Raw genomic sequence first — 15,453 nt, 5'->3', positions numbered from 1 at the left:
ATACGTTCCCGGAACATTCGGGATGCCATCCGAAACATTCGTCCCTCGACCTTTCGCGAGAGGTGCTGTCAATGGAGTCGAACAGAGAGCGGACGTTCAGCAGGCGCTGGTTCCTCGGCGCCGGTTCCGCCTCGTTGCTCACCGCCGGACTCGGCACCGGCCTCACCGCCTGCGGCTCCGGCGGCGGCTCGGGCGGGGACGGCAAGACGATCACCGCGTTCGTGTACGGCGACGACGCGGTGAAGGTCCAGCAGGCGGGCGTCGACCGGTACAACAAGTCGGCCGCGGCGAAGAAGGCCGGCGGCACCGTCAAGCTGCAGAAGGTCCCCGGCTCCGACTACTCCCCCAAGCTCCGTACGGCCATGGGTTCTCCCAGCGCCCCGGACGTCTTCTTCAACTGGGGCGGCGGCTCCATCAAGCCGTACGAGGAGGCGGGCAAGCTCGTCGACCTCACCGACATCATCGAGGGCGACCCGGTCCTCAAGGGCGGCTTCCTGCCCTCGGTCCTCTCCGCCGGAGACCTCAAGGGCCGCCACTACGGCATCCCGATGCGCGGTATGCAGCCGGTGATCCTCTTCTACAACAAGTCCGTCTTCACCGAGCACAAGCTCCAGCCGCCCACCACCTGGGACCAGTTGCTCGACATCAACGCCAAGCTGAAGAAGGCGAAGATCACCCCCTTCGCCCTCGGCGGCTCCGACATCTGGCCCGAGCTGATGTGGCTGGAGTACCTGGTCGACCGGATCGGCGGGCCCGAGGTCTTCAAGCGCATCCAGGACGGCGACGCCGAGGGCTGGGGCGACCCGGCCGTCCTCAAGGCCGCCGAGCTGGTCAAGGAACTCATCGACGACGGCGCCTTCGGCTCCAAGTTCACCTCGGTGTCGTACGTCAACGGCGGCGCCCCCGCGGTCTTCGCACGCGGCAAGGCGGCCATGCACCTGATGGGCTCCTGGGAGTACTCCACACAGCTCGGCAAGTTCCCGGACTTCGCCAAGGGCAACCTGGGCTGGGCCGCCTTCCCGACCGTCGAGGGCGGCACGGGCGATGTCCGCAACGTCGTCGGCAATCCCACCAACTACTGGTCCGTCAACGCCCGTACGAAGAACAAGGACCTGGCGATCGGCTTCCTCAAGGACTGCGCGTCCAAGGCGTACGCCCAGGCCCTCGTCGACAACGGCGACGTGCCGACCACCTCGAACGCGGCCGAGCTGCTCACGTCCTCCCCCAATCCCGAGTACGCCAAGTTCCAGTACGACATGGTCCAGCAGGCCCCGGCCTTCACGCTCTCCTGGGACCAGGCCCTCGGCGACGGGCTCGGCACCAAGATGCACACCGAGATAGGCAAGCTGTTCGCGGGCCAGTCCTCGCCGAGCGAGTTCGTGACGGCGTGCAAGGGGCTGAAGTGACCGTCACGGTCGAGAAGACGCCGGCGGCACGGAAGGAGCGGGCGCACCACGCCGGCCGCACCGGCCGCCCGCACGCCGCCTGGGCCCTCCCCGGCGTCCTCTTCTTCACCTTCTTCGCGGTCGTCCCGATGGCCCTCGCCCTCTACCTCTCCTTCACCAGCTGGGACGGCCTCGGCGACCCGCAACCGGTGGGCCTCGACAACTGGAAGAAGCTCCTCGACGACCCCCGTATGACCCAGTCCCTCTGGCTGACCGTCGTCCTGACGGTCGCGAGCTGGGCCTTCCAAACGGTCGTCGCCCTCCTCCTCGGTGTCTGGGCGGCGGGCAGGCAGCGCAACCGCGCCGTTCTCTCCGCGATCTTCTTCGTCCCGTTCCTGCTCTCCTCCACCGCCATCGCGATCCTCTTCTACGCCCTCCTCGACCCGAACTTCGGCATCATCCAGGCGGACACCCTCGGCTCGCAGAGCGGCGCGTTCCTCGCGATCGTCTTCGTCGGCGGCTGGCAGTTCATCCCCTTCCACACCCTGATCTACCAGGGCGGGGCCCGTCAGATCCCCGACGTCCTCTATCAGGCCGCCGCCATCGACGGCGCCGGCCGTTACCGCCAGTTCTTCTCGATCACGCTCCCGCAGCTGCGCCACACGATCACCACGTCCACGGTCCTGATGGTCGTCGGCTCGCTGACCTACTTCGAGACGGTCCTGATCCTCACCAAGGGCGGACCCGGCACGGACACGGCGATCCTGCCGTACCTGATGTACGAGGCGGGCTTCAAGACGTACGACTTCGGCTACGCCAGCGCCATCGCGTCCTTCCTGGTCATCGCCGCGACGGGCCTGTCGCTCGTCCTCGTCCGGCTGACGGGCTTCGGCGCCATGCGCAGCACCCGCGAAGGGATGTGACGCGGTGTCACACGATACGTTGGCGCGCCCCACGAAGGCCGACGAGCCCTCACGGGAGCGGACGACCGCCCCCCGCAGGCGACGCCACTGGACCAGGCGCGGCAACCCGGTCGCGGGCCTCGGGGCGTTCGTCTGGCTGGTCGTCGTCCTCGTCCCCATCTACGCGATGCTCTCGGCATCCCTCACGGGCGCGGACAAGGCCCTGACCGGCAACCCTCTGAAGCCTCCGACGGACCCGACCCTCGACAACTACAACACGGTCCTCACCAGCGGCTTCGGCCACCTCCTGAGCAACACGGCGATCGTCGCGGTGTCCGTCGTGGGGATCGTCCTGGCCCTGTCCATCCCCCTCGCGTACGTGGCCGTCCGCACCCGTGACCGCTGGTCGAACGCCGCCTTCCGCCTGTTCCTGCTGGGCGTGGCGATCCCGGCCCAGGCGGTGGTGGTCCCGTTGTATTTGCTGATCGCCAAACTCGACCTCTACGACACCCTCCTGGCCGTCATCCTGCCGACGGCGGCCTTCGCCATGCCGGTCTCGGTGCTGGTCCTGGTGGGCACCCTGCGGGACGTCTCCGAGGACCTGTACGAGGCGATGGCACTGGACGGCGCGTCCCCGCTCCGCATGCTCTTCCAGCTGACGATCCCGCTGGCCAAGGGCGGTATCAGCACGGTGGTGATCTACGCGGCGCTCCAGGCCTGGAACGGCTTCCTCTTCCCGCTGATCTTCACCCAGTCCGACGGCCCCCGCGTCCTCACGCTCGGCCTGTTCAACTACGTCAGCCAGTTCGGCGTCAACATCCCGGCCCTGCTCGCCTCCGTCGTCCTCTCCGGCATCCCGATCTTCGCCGTGTACCTGGTGGCGCGGCGGGCGCTGGTGGGCGGGTTGATGGGCGTGGGTGGCAAGTGAGCCCACCAGTCGCACCGGCCCCCGCGGCCTCTGGAACTCACCGACCCCTGCACCGACCCCTGACAGGAGTTTCATGACCATCCCCTGGCGTGACCGCGCCCTGCCCGCCGCCCAGCGGGTCGAGGATCTGCTCTCCCGGATGACCCTGGAGGAGAAGGCGGCCCAGCTGTACGGCGTGTGGGTGAAGACCGACTCCTCCGGCGAGGACATCGCCCCCGACGAGGCGGGCATGACGGAGTCGTTCGACTTCGCCGAGCTGATCACCCGGGGCCTCGGCCAGCTCACCCGCGCCTTCGGCACGGCGCCCGTCGACCCGGCGCTGGGCGCGCAGGCACTGGCCCGTGCCCAGCGCCGCATCATGGCCGCCAACCGTTTCGGCATCCCGGCCGTCGCCCACGAGGAGTGCCTGGCGGGATTCACCGCCTGGCAGGCGACGGCGTACCCGGTCCCGCTCGCCTGGGGCGCGACGTTCGATCCACCCCTCGTCGAGGAGATGGCCCGGCACATCGGACGGGACATGGCGTCGGTCGGCGTGCACCAGGGCCTGTCCCCCGTCCTGGACGTGGTCCGCGACCCGCGCTGGGGGCGGGTCGAGGAGACCATCGGCGAGGACCCGTATCTGGTGGGCACGATCGGCTCGGCGTACGTCCGGGGCCTGGAGTCGGCCGGGATCGTGGCCACGCTGAAGCACTTCGCCGGGTACGCGGCGTCCGTCGGCGCCCGCAACCACGCGCCCGTACGGGCCGGGGTACGGGAGTTCGCGGACGTGACCCTGCCCCCCTTCGAGATGGCCCTGCGCGAGGGCGGCGCCCGCTCGGTCATGGCGGCGTACACGGAGACGGACGGCGTCCCGGTCTCGGCGGACCGGGGGCTGCTGACCGAACTCCTCCGTGACGACTGGGGTTTCACCGGCACCGTCGTCTCCGACTACTTCGGTGTCGGCTTCCTGGAGACCAACCACCGTGTGGCGGGAAGCCGCGCGGAGGCCGCCCACGCGGCGCTGGCCGCGGGGATCGACGTGGAACTGCCGAGCCTGCGCTGCTACGGCGAGCCCTTGGTCGAGGCCGTGCGCGCGGGTGAGATCCCCGAGGCGCTGGTGGACCTCGCCGCCCGCCGGGTCCTGCTCCAGAAGTGTGAACTGGGCCTCCTCGACGAGAACTGGGCCCCCGAGCCGGCGACCGCCGCCGTCGACCTGGACCCGCCGCGCAACCGCGCCCTGGCCCGCCGCCTGGCCGAGGAGTCGGTGGTCCTGCTGGACAACCCCGACGGCGTACTGCCGCTCGCCCCCGACATCAGGATCGCGGTCGTAGGTCCCCGGGCCGACGACCCCCTGTCCATGCTGGGCTGCTACTCCTTCCCGTCCCACGTCCTGCCGGCCCACCCCGGCACCCCCCTCGGCATCGAGATCCCGACCGTCCTGGAGTCCCTGCGCACGGAACTCCCCGACGCGAAGATCACCCACACCACCGGCAGCGACGTCGACGGCGACAGCATGGAAGGGTTCTCCGAGGCGATCGCCCGCGCGTCCGAGGCGGACGTCTGCGTGGCGGTCCTGGGCGACCGCGCCGGGCTCTTCGGCCGGGGCACCTCCGGCGAGGGCTGCGACGCGGAGGACCTCCGGCTGCCGGGCGTCCAGGCGAAGCTGCTGGACGCGCTGGTCGCCACGGGCACTCCGGTGGTCCTGGTCCTCCTCACCGGCCGCCCCTACGCGCTGGGCCGCTGGAACGGTCGACTGGCGGCGGCGGTCCAGGCGTTCTTCCCCGGGGAGGAGGGCGGCCCGTCGGTGGCGGGAGTGCTGTCGGGCCGCGTCTCCCCCTCGGGCCGCCTCCCGGTCAGCGTCCCGAACCGCCCCGGCGGCCAGCCCTGGACGTACCTCCAGCCGCCGATGGGCCTGTACGGCGGCGCGAGCAACCTCGACCCGACCCCGCTGTACCCCTTCGGGCACGGCCTCTCGTACACGACGTTCGCATGGGGCGACTTCGAGGGCACCGAGGCGGAGATCGACACGGACGGCACGTACGACGTGGCCGTGACCGTCCGCAACACGGGTGAGCGGCCGGGGGCGGAGGTCGTGCAGCTCTACCTGCACGACCCGGTGGCCTCGGTGACCCGCCCGGACATCCGCCTGATCGCCTACCAACGCGTGGAGTTGGAGCCGGGGGCGGCGTCCCGCGTGCGGTTCCGTTTCCACCCCGACGTGTCCTGCTTCGCGGACCGCTCCGGCCGCCGCGTGGTCGAACCGGGCGCCCTGGAACTGCGCGTGGCGGCGTCGAGCACGGACGTACGCCACCGGGTGGGGGTGACCGTGCGGGGGCCCGTACGGGAGGCGGGCCCGGACCGCCGACTGCACTGCGAGACGGAGGTCCGGGCCGCGGAGGCCTGAGGTCTGAGGTCTGACGCTCAGTCTGCCTGGGCCGCCGCGAACGCGACGAAGGGGGCCCAGGCGGAGGGGGTGAGGTCGAGGTGGGGGCGGGTGGTGTCCTTGGAGTCGCGGACGTGGATGGTGGTGGGCGTGCCCGCGACTTGGACGCAGCTGTCCCCTTGATCCGTGCTGTGGCTGGACTTGAACCAAGCGAGTTCGGCGGTACTCATAAGGCTCCTCGCAGTCGCTCCAGCAAGCTCACGGAGTCCTCCGGGGTGAGAGCCTGCGACCGCAGTTTCGCATAGCGCTGGTTGAGGAGCGCCACGTCTTTCGGGTCAGCGATCAGCCGACCGTTCATGTGCCCCTCGGCGTAGGCGAGCCGCCGCCCGTCCGGTGTCTCCACCAATTGGAGCGGCCCCGACAGACTGGCATGCTGAACGCGCTTCAGCGGCATGACCTGAAGGCTCGTGTTCCGCAGCTCCGCGCACTCCAGCAAGTAGTGCAACAGGCCGCGCGTCACCTCTCGGCCGCCCAGCTCCCGGAGAAGCACGCTCTCCTCGATGATGAAGCTGAACGACGTGTTCGGACGCTCCCGCAACAGCTGCTGCCGCTCCATCCGAACGGCCACCTGCATGTCCAACTCGGCGTCGCTGACCGGCGCAACCGCGTTCTCGAAGACCGCCCGCACGTAAGGCTCGGGCTGCAACAACCCCGGCACCAGCCTGCACTCGTACGTGTCCAGAGCGGCCGCCTCCCGCTCAAGCCGTGCCCACATCCTGAACCACGCCGCCAGCCCCGGCTGTCGAGCCATGTGCCGAAACGCGCCCCGAACCGCGCCCGTGTTACCCGTAGCCTCCTCAGCCAGTTCGACAAACCGCTGATCTGCCAGCCGTCGCCCCAACTCAATGGAAGCCACGGAGTGTTTGGACAAATGAACGCGCGCCCCGAACTCCTCCCGGCTCACCCCCACATGCTCCCGCAGCGCCTGCACCACCGCGCCGAACGCCTTCATGCTGTCCGACGACCCGGGCTCACCACCCTGCCCCTGCGCCGCCCACTCCACGCCATGCACCATCAACCCAGAGTGACCGCCTGATCACCGTACTGTCCACCGAACAGCCGCGTACTCCACCCTCAGTACGCGCGGGGCCACCCCCACCCTCCCGTGCAGCCTCCCGAAGCCGTGCCGCCTCGCTCTCGGCCTTCCGAATGCCTCCGAGCGGACAACCGCGTCGAAGTGACGGGGATCACAGCGAACTGAAATCCCGCCGCCTGCATCCGGCGTCTAGCGGGTGTGAGACCAGCCGCCGCCCGTGGCGATCGTCGGGCAGCGGTGTCGTGATCGCCCGCGGGGGCGCGTCCTCCGTGCCGGGAGCCCATGGATGACCAACGGAAAGGAAAGCCGCATGACGTCCGTTGTGAGAGCGGCAGACATCGCGCCGACGGCCTACGCCTGGGAGGTCCGGGCCACCGGGCTGAAGGTCAGGGTCGGGAGGAAACGGATGGCCGTCGACGGGCTCGACCTGTCGCTGGGCACCGGAGTACACGGCCTGCTCGGCCCCAACGGAGCCGGCAAGACCACCCTCATCCGGGCGCTGGCCACCGTGCTGCGCCCCGCCGAGGGCACCCTGGAACTGCTCGGCCAGTCCGTCGGCGGCATGGGCGAGCACCGTGCGCTGCGCCGCCGGATCGGCTATCTCCCGCAGGAGTTCGGCTACTACAAGCGCTTCACCGTGCGCGAGTTCGTCGAGTACATGGCGTGGCTGAAGGAGGTGCCCAAGGCCGACATCCCGGCAGCGGTGCAGCGCGCCGTGGAACGCGTGGGCCTCGCGGACCGCGCCGACGACAGGATGAAGTCCCTGTCGGGCGGCATGGTGCGCCGGGTCGGCATCGCCCAGGCCATCGTCAACGACCCGGCCGTCCTGCTCCTCGACGAACCGACGGTCGGCCTCGACCCCGCCCAGCGGCTGCGCTTGCGCGAACTGCTGCAGGAGTTGGGCACGGACACCTGCGTGGTCGTCTCCACCCATCTGGTGGAGGACGTCGCCGCCGCCTGCACGGACGTGGTGCTGTTCGCCGAGGGCCGGCTGGTCTTCCAGGGCACCCCCGGCGAACTGGCCGCCGCGGGAAGCCCCGACCACGTGGGCGACAGCCCGCTGGAGCGCGGGTACTCGGCACTGTTGCAGGACCCCGCCCGGGAGAGGGGCACCTGGTGAACATCCGTGTCCTGCGCACCGAGCTGAAGCGGTCCGTCGCCCCGTGGGCCGGCGTCCTGGCCCTGATGACCGCGCTGGCGTTCCTGTACCTGCTGAACGGGTCGTGGTGGAGGGGCACCACGGCGTGGACGGCCCAGTGGACGTCCCTGGCGCTGTGGACCCGCACCCTGCTGTTCTACCTGTGGCCACTGGCCGTGGGACTCGGAGCGCTGCAGGGACTGCGCGACCACCGCTCGAAGATGTCCGAACTGCTGACGACCACATCGCGTCCCGCCCGGCATCGCGCGGCCACACTGGCGGGTACGACGGCGATCACCCTGGTCTCGGCCTTCGCGCTGGTCATCGGCTTGGGTGCAATTCAGGTGCTCGTCAACACCGGGTACACGCACCTTCGATGGCTGCCGATCTCACTGGTGGGGGCGCTCGCCCTCGTCGCAGGAGCCGCGCTGGGCATGGGGGCCGGGCGCGCCCTGCCCTCGGCGCTCACTCCACCGGCCCTGGCCATAGGCGCCTTCGTGTTCCTGACCCTCGTACAGACGTGGCTGGGCCGGACGGACACGACCGGGACGACAGGGGTCCCAAGCTCGGAGCCGAACCGGGTCTCCCTGCTGTCGCCGGCGATCGAGGGCGTGCCGAACGCGCTGGTGACGCTCTCCGCGTCCGTGCACGTCGGACAGACGATCTGGCTGCTGGGCATGGCCGTGACCGGCTTCGCGCTGCTGGTCGCCGCGACCCCGCGCACCCGGCTGCTCGCCCTGACGCCCGTCCTGGCGGGCGCGGCACTCGCCCTGCTCGTCCTGCCCTCCGACCCGCGCCGGATGTACGTCCTCGACGAGGCCGCCGCGGAGCTGGTGTGCGACGGCCCGGTGTGCGTGACCGAGCAGCACCGCGCACGACTCGCTGACCTGGCGGGCCCCGGCAAGGAGGCACTGCGCCGACTGCGCGGCGCCCTGGGCAGCCAGGCACCGGACACCATCCGGGAGAACACCGCCGTACTGCCGGACGGCGCCACACCGCGCTGGTCCCACAGGACCGTGATCTTCGGCTTCGACGACGACATCATCGCCGCCGCGCAGGGCGAAGGGCTGACCGAGGCCTTGATCGGCAAGGGCATGGTGCCGGGGTGCGCCCCCGTCGCCGTCGGCTGGAGCGAGTTCGGCAACGATGAGTTCGCGCGGACCGTCGCGGCTGGCTGGGTCCTCGGGGACCTCAAGCCGCTGCCCGGCACGGGTTCGGCGGGGGTGCGTCGCCACGTCATCGCCAGGGCCCTCCCGGTGTGGAAGGAACTCCAGGCGCTGCCGCGGGATGAGCAGCTCGCGCGGATCGACGCGATGCGCGCCGCCGCGCTCTCCTGCGAGGGCGATGCCTTCGACGCGCTCGAGGCCGGTGGGTCCCGGTGAGATGGCTGATGCTGTACGCGCGCTCGCGTCAGGTGCCCGCCTCGCTCGCCGCAGTGGTGGTCGGCGCGGTGGTGGTGGGGGTGCTCGCCCGGGACGGCAACGGGGGACCCGGTGATCCGCGACCGGCCGTGCTCGTCCTCGCCGCAGGGGTGATGGCGGCCTCGACCGGGCTCAGCGGGCAGGACCTCGCGCTGGACCGGACGGCCGCGATCCGCTGGGCGCCCCGCAGAGCGGCGCACGTGCTGCTCCTCGGCGCCGTGGTCGGCGCGGTGCTGCTGGCCGTGCAGGCGATGGGCGAGCCCATGGCCACCACCGCGTTCGTCGTCCGGGACAGCGCGGGACTGATGGGGCTGGCGGCCCTGGGCGCGGCGCTCTCGGGCGGCCAGTTCGGGTGGACGCTGCCGTTCGCCTGGTTGGCGTTCTCGTTCTCCGCCCCGCCCTCGACGAGCACGCCGATGCAGGTGGGGACCTGGATGCTGCTGCCACCCGGCACGTCGGCGGGTACCTGGACGGCCCTGGTCCTCGCGGTCGCCGGCACCGCGGCCTACGCCGTCGCGGGACCGAGGCGGTGACCGGCCCGGCTCACGACCGCCGCGAACTCGGCAGTTCCGGAGTACTTCCGGAGTACTTTTGGAAGTACTGGCGCCGGATTCCTACCAGGGTGGTGTCACTCGCCCAGTGACTCGAACCGCCACCGGTGCACCGCCCGGCAGACCAACCCGGCGTCGGGCTCCGGCAGTTCCGGCAGCTCGGCGTCATACTCCGCGTCCCACCAGGTGATGACCAGCACCCGGTCCTGGGGCGCCCGGAGGGTCTCGCGGCGCAGGAGCCGCCCGGTGTCGGGCAGTTCCCGCGCACGGGCCCAGGCAAGGAGTTCCGCACCCCGGCCGGCGACCGCCCGGGCCTCCCACATCAGGGCGACGGTCACGAGTAGAGGTTCTCCTTGCTGACCTCGTGGACGTGGTCGTGCGCGTGCGAGGTGCCCGGCACATGCGGGTCGGTGACCGGCAGGGAGGAGTCGGCGGACAGGTCCCAGTCGGAGGCGGCGCGCCCCCGCGCGACCATCTCCGCGCCCAGAGCCGCCACCATCGCCCCGTTGTCCGTGCACAACTTCGGCCGGGGTACCCGCAGTCGGATCCCGGCCGCCTCGCACCGTTCCTGGGCCAGCGCCCGCAGCCGGGAGTTGGCGGCGACACCGCCACCGATCATCAGATGGTCCACGCCCTCGTCACGGCAGGCCCGCACGGCCTTCCGCGTCAGTACATCCACGACCGCCTCCTGGAAGGAAGCCGCCACATCCCGCACCGGCACCTCCTCCCCCGCCGCCCGCTTGGCCTCGATCCAGCGGGCCACGGCGGTCTTCAACCCCGAGAAGGAGAAGTCGTAGACCGGGTCGCGTGGCCCGGTCAGCCCGCGCGGGAAGGCGATCGCGTCCGGGTCGCCCTCGCGCGCGTACCGGTCGATGACCGGCCCGCCGGGAAACCCGAGGTTCAGCACGCGCGCGATCTTGTCGAAGGCCTCGCCGGCCGCGTCGTCGATCGTCGCCCCCATCGGCCGTACGTCCGACGTGATGTCCGTCGAAAGGAGCAACGACGAATGGCCCCCCGACACCAGCAGCGCCATCGTCGGCTCCGGCAACGCCCCGTGCTCCAACTGGTCCACACAGATGTGGGAGGCGAGGTGGTTGACGCCGTACAGCGGCTTGCCCAGCGCGTACGCGTACGCCTTCGCCGCCGAGACGCCCACCAGCAGGGCGCCGGCGAGGCCCGGCCCGGCGGTGACGGCGATGCCGTCGAGGTCCTTCGCGCTCACCCCCGCTTCCTTCAGCGCACGGTCGATCGTCGGGACCATCGCCTCCAGATGCGCCCGCGAGGCGACCTCGGGCACCACCCCGCCGAAGCGCGCGTGCTCGTCGACGCTCGACGCGATCGCGTCGGCCAGCAGGGTCGTCCCGCGCACGACGCCGACGCCGGTCTCGTCGCAGGAGGTCTCGATCCCCAGGACCAGGGGTTCGTCAGCCATTGATCTCGGTTCCTTGTGCGGAGACGGATGTGGAGGGGTCGTTGAGCCGCATGACCAGGGCGTCCACGTTCCCCGGCTGGTAGTAGCCGCGGCGGAAGCCGATCGCCTCGAAGCCGAAGCGCTCGTAGAGCTTCTGGGCGCGGACGTTGTCGACCCGGCATTCGAGCATCACCTGGGCGCACTCGAAGGCGGTGGCGGCCCGCAGCAGCTCGGTCAGGATCAGCGCGCCGAGGCCGGTGCCCCAGTGTTCGCGGGCGACGGCGATGGTCTGCACGTCGGCGGTGTCCCCGGCCGAGGCGAGGCCCCCGTAGCCGATGATCCGCCCGTTCTCGTCCGGGGACTCCGCCACGAAGTACCGCCGGGTCGCGTTCGGGCCCCGCGCGTGGGCGAGATCCGACCAGAACATGCCCCGCGACCAGGCGTCGTCGGGGAAGAGGTCCTTCTCCAGCTCCAGTACGGGCTCGATGTCCCACCAGCGCATCTCGCGCAGCACCGCGTGCGTCACTTGGGGGTGACCACCTTGTAGTTCTTGGGCACCTGGGCGTCCGGCCGGCGCAGGTACAGCGGCCTGGGCGCCTCCAGCTTCTCGCCCGCCGCGAGCCTCTCGGCTGCCAGCGCCGCGAGGGCGGCCGCGGAAACGTGCTCGGGCGCGCGGGCGTCGGGGAAGGTGTCGGGGTACAACAGCGCGCCCGCCCCCACCGCAGGGAGCCCGGCCACCAGCTCCGCGATCTCGGCGGGCCGGTCGACGGCCGGCTCCGTCGCTCTCGTGCGCGAGTCCTCGTACCGCGCCCAGTACACCTCCTTGCGCCGGGCGTCGGTCGCCACCACGAACGGCCCCTCGGCCGTCCCCTCGACCCCGGCCGCGTACGCGAGCCCGTCGAGGGTGCACAGTCCGTGGACGGGGACCCCGAGGGCGAGGCCGAAGGTGTCGGCGGTCATGAGGCCGACGCGCAGCCCGGTGTACGGGCCGGGACCGATGCCCACGACGATGCCGGTGACGGCGTCGAGGCGGGTCCCCGCCTCGGCCAGCACACGGTCGACGGCGGGCAGCAGCAGTTCCCCGTGACGACGCGCGTCCACCTGGCTCGACGCGGCGACGACATCCGTCCCGTCGTGCAGCGCGACGGTGACGGCGGGGGTGGCGGTATCCAGAGCGAGCAAGAGCACGCAAACAGCCTACGGCGCTTCGGGCCGGGACACGGCCGACCCGGTCCAGGCTCCCTCTGCTGCTACCGTCACAGCACAGACGTACATCAAGGGCGTACGTGGGTACGAGAGGTGGACACACAAGGTGGCCAGTAGCAGCTCGGGATTCGTGGCCGGGCTCACCGCGGCGGCCATCGCCGCAGTCGGTTTCCTCGCCTACCAGGCGTCGGCGAACGCCCCCGACGACTTGGGCAAACCGACCGCCTCCGACTCCCCGGCGGCCAAGAAGTCCAAGGCCCCGGCCGAGCGGGAGAAGGACACGGACGAGGTCCTCCCCTCCGACTCGGGCACCGGCGAGCGGGTCGTCTACTCCCTCGACGAGGACCGCGTCTGGCTGGTCGGCGCCGGCGAGAAGGTCACCCGCACCTTCGAGGTCACCCCCAGCACGGTCGACCCGGCCCCCGCCACCTACACCGTCTCGTCCCGTTCCGCCGCCGTCACCGGCTCCGACGGCACGCCCATCGAACACGTCGTCCGCTTCACCACGGTCGACGGCGTCGTCATCGGCTTCAGCGCGGCGGTCGACGGCTCCACCCCCAAGCCCGACCCCACCACCAAGACGGGCGGCATCCGCGAGTCCCGCAAGGACGGCAAGGCGATGTGGGACTTCGCGGGCATCGGCACGCAGGTGGTCGTCGTCGAGTAGGGGTCTGTCCTGGTCACCGGACAGGGAGTCGCCGGGTATCTCAGGGGCGCGGGGAACCGCGCGACCGGCCCCCACCCACCCGCGGCCGCGCCACGACCGAACCACCCCACCCGCAGCGCCACACCGCTACGACGGCTACGCGGCCTTGCGGCACCGTCCAACCACAGACCGCCGCCCCTCCACCTGCACCGGCGGAGCCGTGGGCGGAGCCGTCGGCGGCGTGGAGATCGCCTTCGCCGCCGCGCTCGCGGCCAGAAGGTCCCGCATCGACACCCCGCCCGCCCCGGAGGGCTTCCGCTCCGATACCGACATGGACGCCTCCTGGTACTCCCGGCGAACCAAGTTAGGTTGACCTAACCAAGGACCTGGCTACCATGTGACCACGCCGAACGCACCGAACGCAACACTTGCCGACGCCTAGTCGGAAGAGACGATCGGCGGGCTACCAGGCGTTACGCGGACAGCACACCCAGCTCCACCGAGGCCCACCGCGCCCCCAGCCCGGTCACCGTCACATGCCGCACCTCGTCCGTCGTGTCCCCGACGGCCCGGTGGATGACGACGCTCAGCCGGTCGTCGGCCAGTTCCTCGACCTTCCCCTCGCCCCACTCCACCACGACCACCGACTCCGGCAGCGAGACGTCGAGGTCGAGGTCCTCCATCTCGTCCAGCCCGCCGCCCAGGCGGTACGCGTCCACATGGACGAGCGGCGGCCCCTCCACCAGGGACGGGTGGACGCGGGCGATGACGAAGGTCGGCGAGGTAACCGCACCTCGCACCCCCAGCCCCTCTCCGAGCCCCCGCGTGAGGGTCGTCTTTCCGGCCCCCAGCTCCCCGTTGAGCATCACGAGATCCCCCGCGCGCAACAGCTTGGCCAGGCGCCGGCCCAGATCAAGCATCTGCGCGGGAGAATGGATGACGATCTCATAGGACGACCGAGAGGACCCCGGCTCACCCGGGACGTGCGGTGCTGCTGGCGCTTCCATAACCACTTACGGTAGCCCCCGCCGGCACGGCCCCCGCACGGGTGAGAAGGTCGGCGAGCCGGTCGGTCACCACCTCGGGGTGCTCCAGAATCACCAGATGCCCGGCGTCCGGCACGAGCACCAGCTCCGCGTCCGGCAGCAGATCGGCGATGGCCTCACTGTGCTCGCTCGGTGTGACGAGATCCTTGACCCCGGCCAGCACGAGCACCGGCAGCTCGGCGAACGCCGCCAGCGCCTCGGTCTTGTCGTGCTCGGTGAACGCCGGGTAGAACTCGGCGACCACATCGATCGGCGTGCCCTCGATCATCCGCTCGGCGAACCGCGCGACCGCCGGATCGACGTCCCGCGAAGCGAACGAGTACCGCTTGATGATCCCGGCGAACAGGTCGGCCGTCGCCCGCCGCCCCCGCTCCACCAGCGCGGCCTGCTGCCCCAGCGCCCTGAGCACCCCGGGCAGCACCCGCCGCACGGCGTTGACGCCCGCGACCGGCAGACCGAAGTTGACCTCGCCGAGCCGCCCCGACGACGTACCGACCAGCGCGACGGCGACGACCCGCTCGCGGATCAGCTCCGGGTAGTGCGCGGCCAGCGCCATGATCGTCATCCCGCCCATGGAGTGCCCGACCAGCACGATCGGCCCCTGCGGCACGGCCGCGTCGATCACGGCCTTGAGGTCGCGCCCGAGCTGGTCGATGGTGACCGGCGCCCCGTCGCTCACCTGGGCGCGCCCGGAGCGGCCGTGGCTGCGCTGGTCCCAGTGCACGGTCCGTACGACCCCGCGCAGCGCGGCCCGCTGGAAGTGCCAGGAGTCCTGGTTGAGGCAGTAGCCGTGGCTGAAGACGACGGTGACCGGGGCGGGGGCCTTGCGGCCGAAGAGGCGGCGCCTGCGGGGCGAGAGGCCGGCCTCCGGCTCGATGTCGTCGACCTCGTAGTACAGCTCGGTGCCGTCGTCGGCGAACGCCTTGCCGGGGGTGCCGCGCAGCGCCCCGTACGGGCCGGTGGAGTCGAGTGCGAGGCGGGCCTTGCGGCGCATGCCGCGCCCGACGGTGAGCCGCTCTATGGCGACACCGGCCGCCGCGCCCGCCGCGACCACGCCTATCGCCGCCCCGGCGATGCCGGCTCTGCGCCAGATCCCGTCGCCGGAGGCGGCCGTGGCGGCGGCCGCGCTCGCGACGGCCTCCACGGCCTCCGCGCTGCTCTCGCTCACGTCCTGCTCCTCTTCGCCGACGTCCGGTCCCGCTGCCACCGCAACTCCGCACATCCGTACGGAGTTACCTATCTTGTTCGTCTTTCACTTACTCGTGGTCAGGCCCACGCGTTCAAGTCACACGCATTCAGGTCACACGCCTTCATGTCACACACGCTCATGTCACACAGGTGCACGTCCCACACGTCCCACA

At 71.2% G+C, this 15,453-nt stretch carries 17 protein-coding genes; 9 read left to right on the top strand and 8 right to left on the bottom strand.

Going from position 1 to position 15,453, the window contains the following annotated elements:
• Nucleotides 1-71 precede the first annotated feature (71 nt).
• From ACFY9I_RS14010 to ACFY9I_RS13995, 4 genes are all read left to right on the top strand, one after another.
• Entirely contained in the window at nucleotides 72-1,406 is a 1,335-nt protein-coding gene (locus ACFY9I_RS14010) for an extracellular solute-binding protein (RefSeq protein ID WP_391001031.1), read from the top strand.
• On the top strand, nucleotides 1,403-2,308 hold the full coding sequence (locus tag ACFY9I_RS14005) for an ABC transporter permease subunit (protein WP_391001028.1): 906 nt from the start codon (nucleotides 1,403-1,405) through the stop codon (nucleotides 2,306-2,308). Before ACFY9I_RS14010 ends, ACFY9I_RS14005 begins: the two co-directional genes overlap by 4 nt.
• Before the next feature lie 4 nt (nucleotides 2,309-2,312).
• On the top strand, nucleotides 2,313-3,215 hold the full coding sequence (locus tag ACFY9I_RS14000) for an ABC transporter permease subunit (protein ID WP_391001025.1): 903 nt from the start codon (nucleotides 2,313-2,315) through the stop codon (nucleotides 3,213-3,215).
• A 73-nt stretch (nucleotides 3,216-3,288) separates the two neighbouring features.
• Entirely contained in the window at nucleotides 3,289-5,598 is a 2,310-nt protein-coding gene (locus ACFY9I_RS13995; protein ID WP_391001022.1) for a glycoside hydrolase family 3 N-terminal domain-containing protein, read from the top strand.
• A gap of 17 nt (nucleotides 5,599-5,615) precedes the next feature.
• On the opposite strand, the gene ACFY9I_RS13990 is transcribed toward ACFY9I_RS13995, so the two are convergent.
• Together ACFY9I_RS13990 and ACFY9I_RS13985 are read right to left on the bottom strand one after the other, a co-directional pair.
• Nucleotides 5,616-5,807, bottom strand: a complete 192-nt coding sequence (locus ACFY9I_RS13990; protein WP_391001019.1) for a DUF397 domain-containing protein — start codon at nucleotides 5,805-5,807, stop codon at nucleotides 5,616-5,618.
• Nucleotides 5,804-6,652, bottom strand: coding sequence for a Scr1 family TA system antitoxin-like transcriptional regulator (locus tag ACFY9I_RS13985; protein ID WP_391001016.1), 849 nt, complete (start codon nucleotides 6,650-6,652; stop codon nucleotides 5,804-5,806). The genes ACFY9I_RS13990 and ACFY9I_RS13985 overlap by 4 nt, the downstream gene beginning before the upstream one ends.
• A gap of 307 nt (nucleotides 6,653-6,959) precedes the next feature.
• Here ACFY9I_RS13985 and ACFY9I_RS13980 point away from each other — a divergent pair, with 307 nt between their 5' ends.
• The 3 genes from ACFY9I_RS13980 to ACFY9I_RS13970 are packed head-to-tail and all read left to right on the top strand — an operon-like array spanning nucleotide 6,960 to nucleotide 9,765.
• Nucleotides 6,960-7,793, top strand: coding sequence for an ATP-binding cassette domain-containing protein (locus ACFY9I_RS13980; RefSeq protein ID WP_391001013.1), 834 nt, complete (start codon nucleotides 6,960-6,962; stop codon nucleotides 7,791-7,793).
• Complete coding sequence (locus tag ACFY9I_RS13975; RefSeq protein WP_391001010.1) at nucleotides 7,790-9,193, top strand: hypothetical protein; 1,404 nt, start codon at nucleotides 7,790-7,792, stop codon at nucleotides 9,191-9,193. The genes ACFY9I_RS13980 and ACFY9I_RS13975 overlap by 4 nt, the downstream gene beginning before the upstream one ends.
• Nucleotides 9,190-9,765 (top strand): hypothetical protein, encoded by a 576-nt coding sequence (locus ACFY9I_RS13970; protein ID WP_391001007.1) that lies wholly within the window; start codon nucleotides 9,190-9,192, stop codon nucleotides 9,763-9,765. Before ACFY9I_RS13975 ends, ACFY9I_RS13970 begins: the two co-directional genes overlap by 4 nt.
• Nucleotides 9,766-9,860: 95 nt before the next feature.
• Here ACFY9I_RS13970 and ACFY9I_RS13965 read toward each other — a convergent pair whose 3' ends face one another.
• From ACFY9I_RS13965 to tsaB, 4 genes are read right to left on the bottom strand one after another with little or no spacing between them, the layout of a single operon-like run.
• Complete coding sequence (locus ACFY9I_RS13965) at nucleotides 9,861-10,121, bottom strand: hypothetical protein (protein WP_391001004.1); 261 nt, start codon at nucleotides 10,119-10,121, stop codon at nucleotides 9,861-9,863.
• A complete protein-coding gene (gene tsaD / locus ACFY9I_RS13960) occupies nucleotides 10,118-11,215 on the bottom strand; it encodes a tRNA (adenosine(37)-N6)-threonylcarbamoyltransferase complex transferase subunit TsaD (protein WP_391001001.1) in 1,098 nt (365 codons plus the stop codon). Before tsaD ends, ACFY9I_RS13965 begins: the two co-directional genes overlap by 4 nt.
• Nucleotides 11,208-11,720 carry a ribosomal protein S18-alanine N-acetyltransferase gene (rimI, locus tag ACFY9I_RS13955; RefSeq protein WP_391000998.1) on the bottom strand — a complete coding sequence of 171 codons (513 nt, stop codon included), beginning with the start codon at nucleotides 11,718-11,720 and terminating at the stop codon, nucleotides 11,208-11,210. Before rimI ends, tsaD begins: the two co-directional genes overlap by 8 nt.
• Nucleotides 11,717-12,382: a tRNA (adenosine(37)-N6)-threonylcarbamoyltransferase complex dimerization subunit type 1 TsaB gene (gene tsaB, locus ACFY9I_RS13950; protein ID WP_391000995.1), complete on the bottom strand. Its 666-nt coding sequence runs from the start codon at nucleotides 12,380-12,382 to the stop codon at nucleotides 11,717-11,719. Before tsaB ends, rimI begins: the two co-directional genes overlap by 4 nt.
• Nucleotides 12,383-12,506: 124 nt before the next feature.
• On the opposite strand from tsaB, the gene ACFY9I_RS13945 reads away from it, so the two are divergent.
• Both ACFY9I_RS13945 and ACFY9I_RS13940 read left to right on the top strand, forming a co-directional pair.
• Nucleotides 12,507-13,067, top strand: coding sequence for a hypothetical protein (locus tag ACFY9I_RS13945; RefSeq protein ID WP_391000992.1), 561 nt, complete (start codon nucleotides 12,507-12,509; stop codon nucleotides 13,065-13,067).
• Between the two features lie 199 nt (nucleotides 13,068-13,266).
• Nucleotides 13,267-13,419, top strand: coding sequence for a hypothetical protein (locus tag ACFY9I_RS13940; RefSeq protein ID WP_391000989.1), 153 nt, complete (start codon nucleotides 13,267-13,269; stop codon nucleotides 13,417-13,419).
• 100 nt (nucleotides 13,420-13,519) lie between these two features.
• On the opposite strand, the gene tsaE is transcribed toward ACFY9I_RS13940, so the two are convergent.
• Both tsaE and ACFY9I_RS13930 read right to left on the bottom strand, forming a co-directional pair.
• Nucleotides 13,520-14,053 (bottom strand): tRNA (adenosine(37)-N6)-threonylcarbamoyltransferase complex ATPase subunit type 1 TsaE, encoded by a 534-nt coding sequence (tsaE, locus tag ACFY9I_RS13935; protein ID WP_391000987.1) that lies wholly within the window; start codon nucleotides 14,051-14,053, stop codon nucleotides 13,520-13,522.
• The gene (locus ACFY9I_RS13930) at nucleotides 14,019-15,260 is read right to left on the bottom strand and encodes an alpha/beta fold hydrolase (protein WP_391000984.1); all 1,242 of its coding nucleotides are present in this window, start codon (nucleotides 15,258-15,260) and stop codon (nucleotides 14,019-14,021) included. The genes tsaE and ACFY9I_RS13930 overlap by 35 nt, the downstream gene beginning before the upstream one ends.
• Nucleotides 15,261-15,453 lie beyond the last annotated feature (193 nt).

This window comes from Streptomyces sp. NPDC012510 (genome assembly GCF_042955065.1).
GTDB lineage: Bacteria > Actinomycetota > Actinomycetes > Streptomycetales > Streptomycetaceae > Streptomyces.
This window is presented reverse-complemented; position numbering and strand designations above follow the sequence as displayed.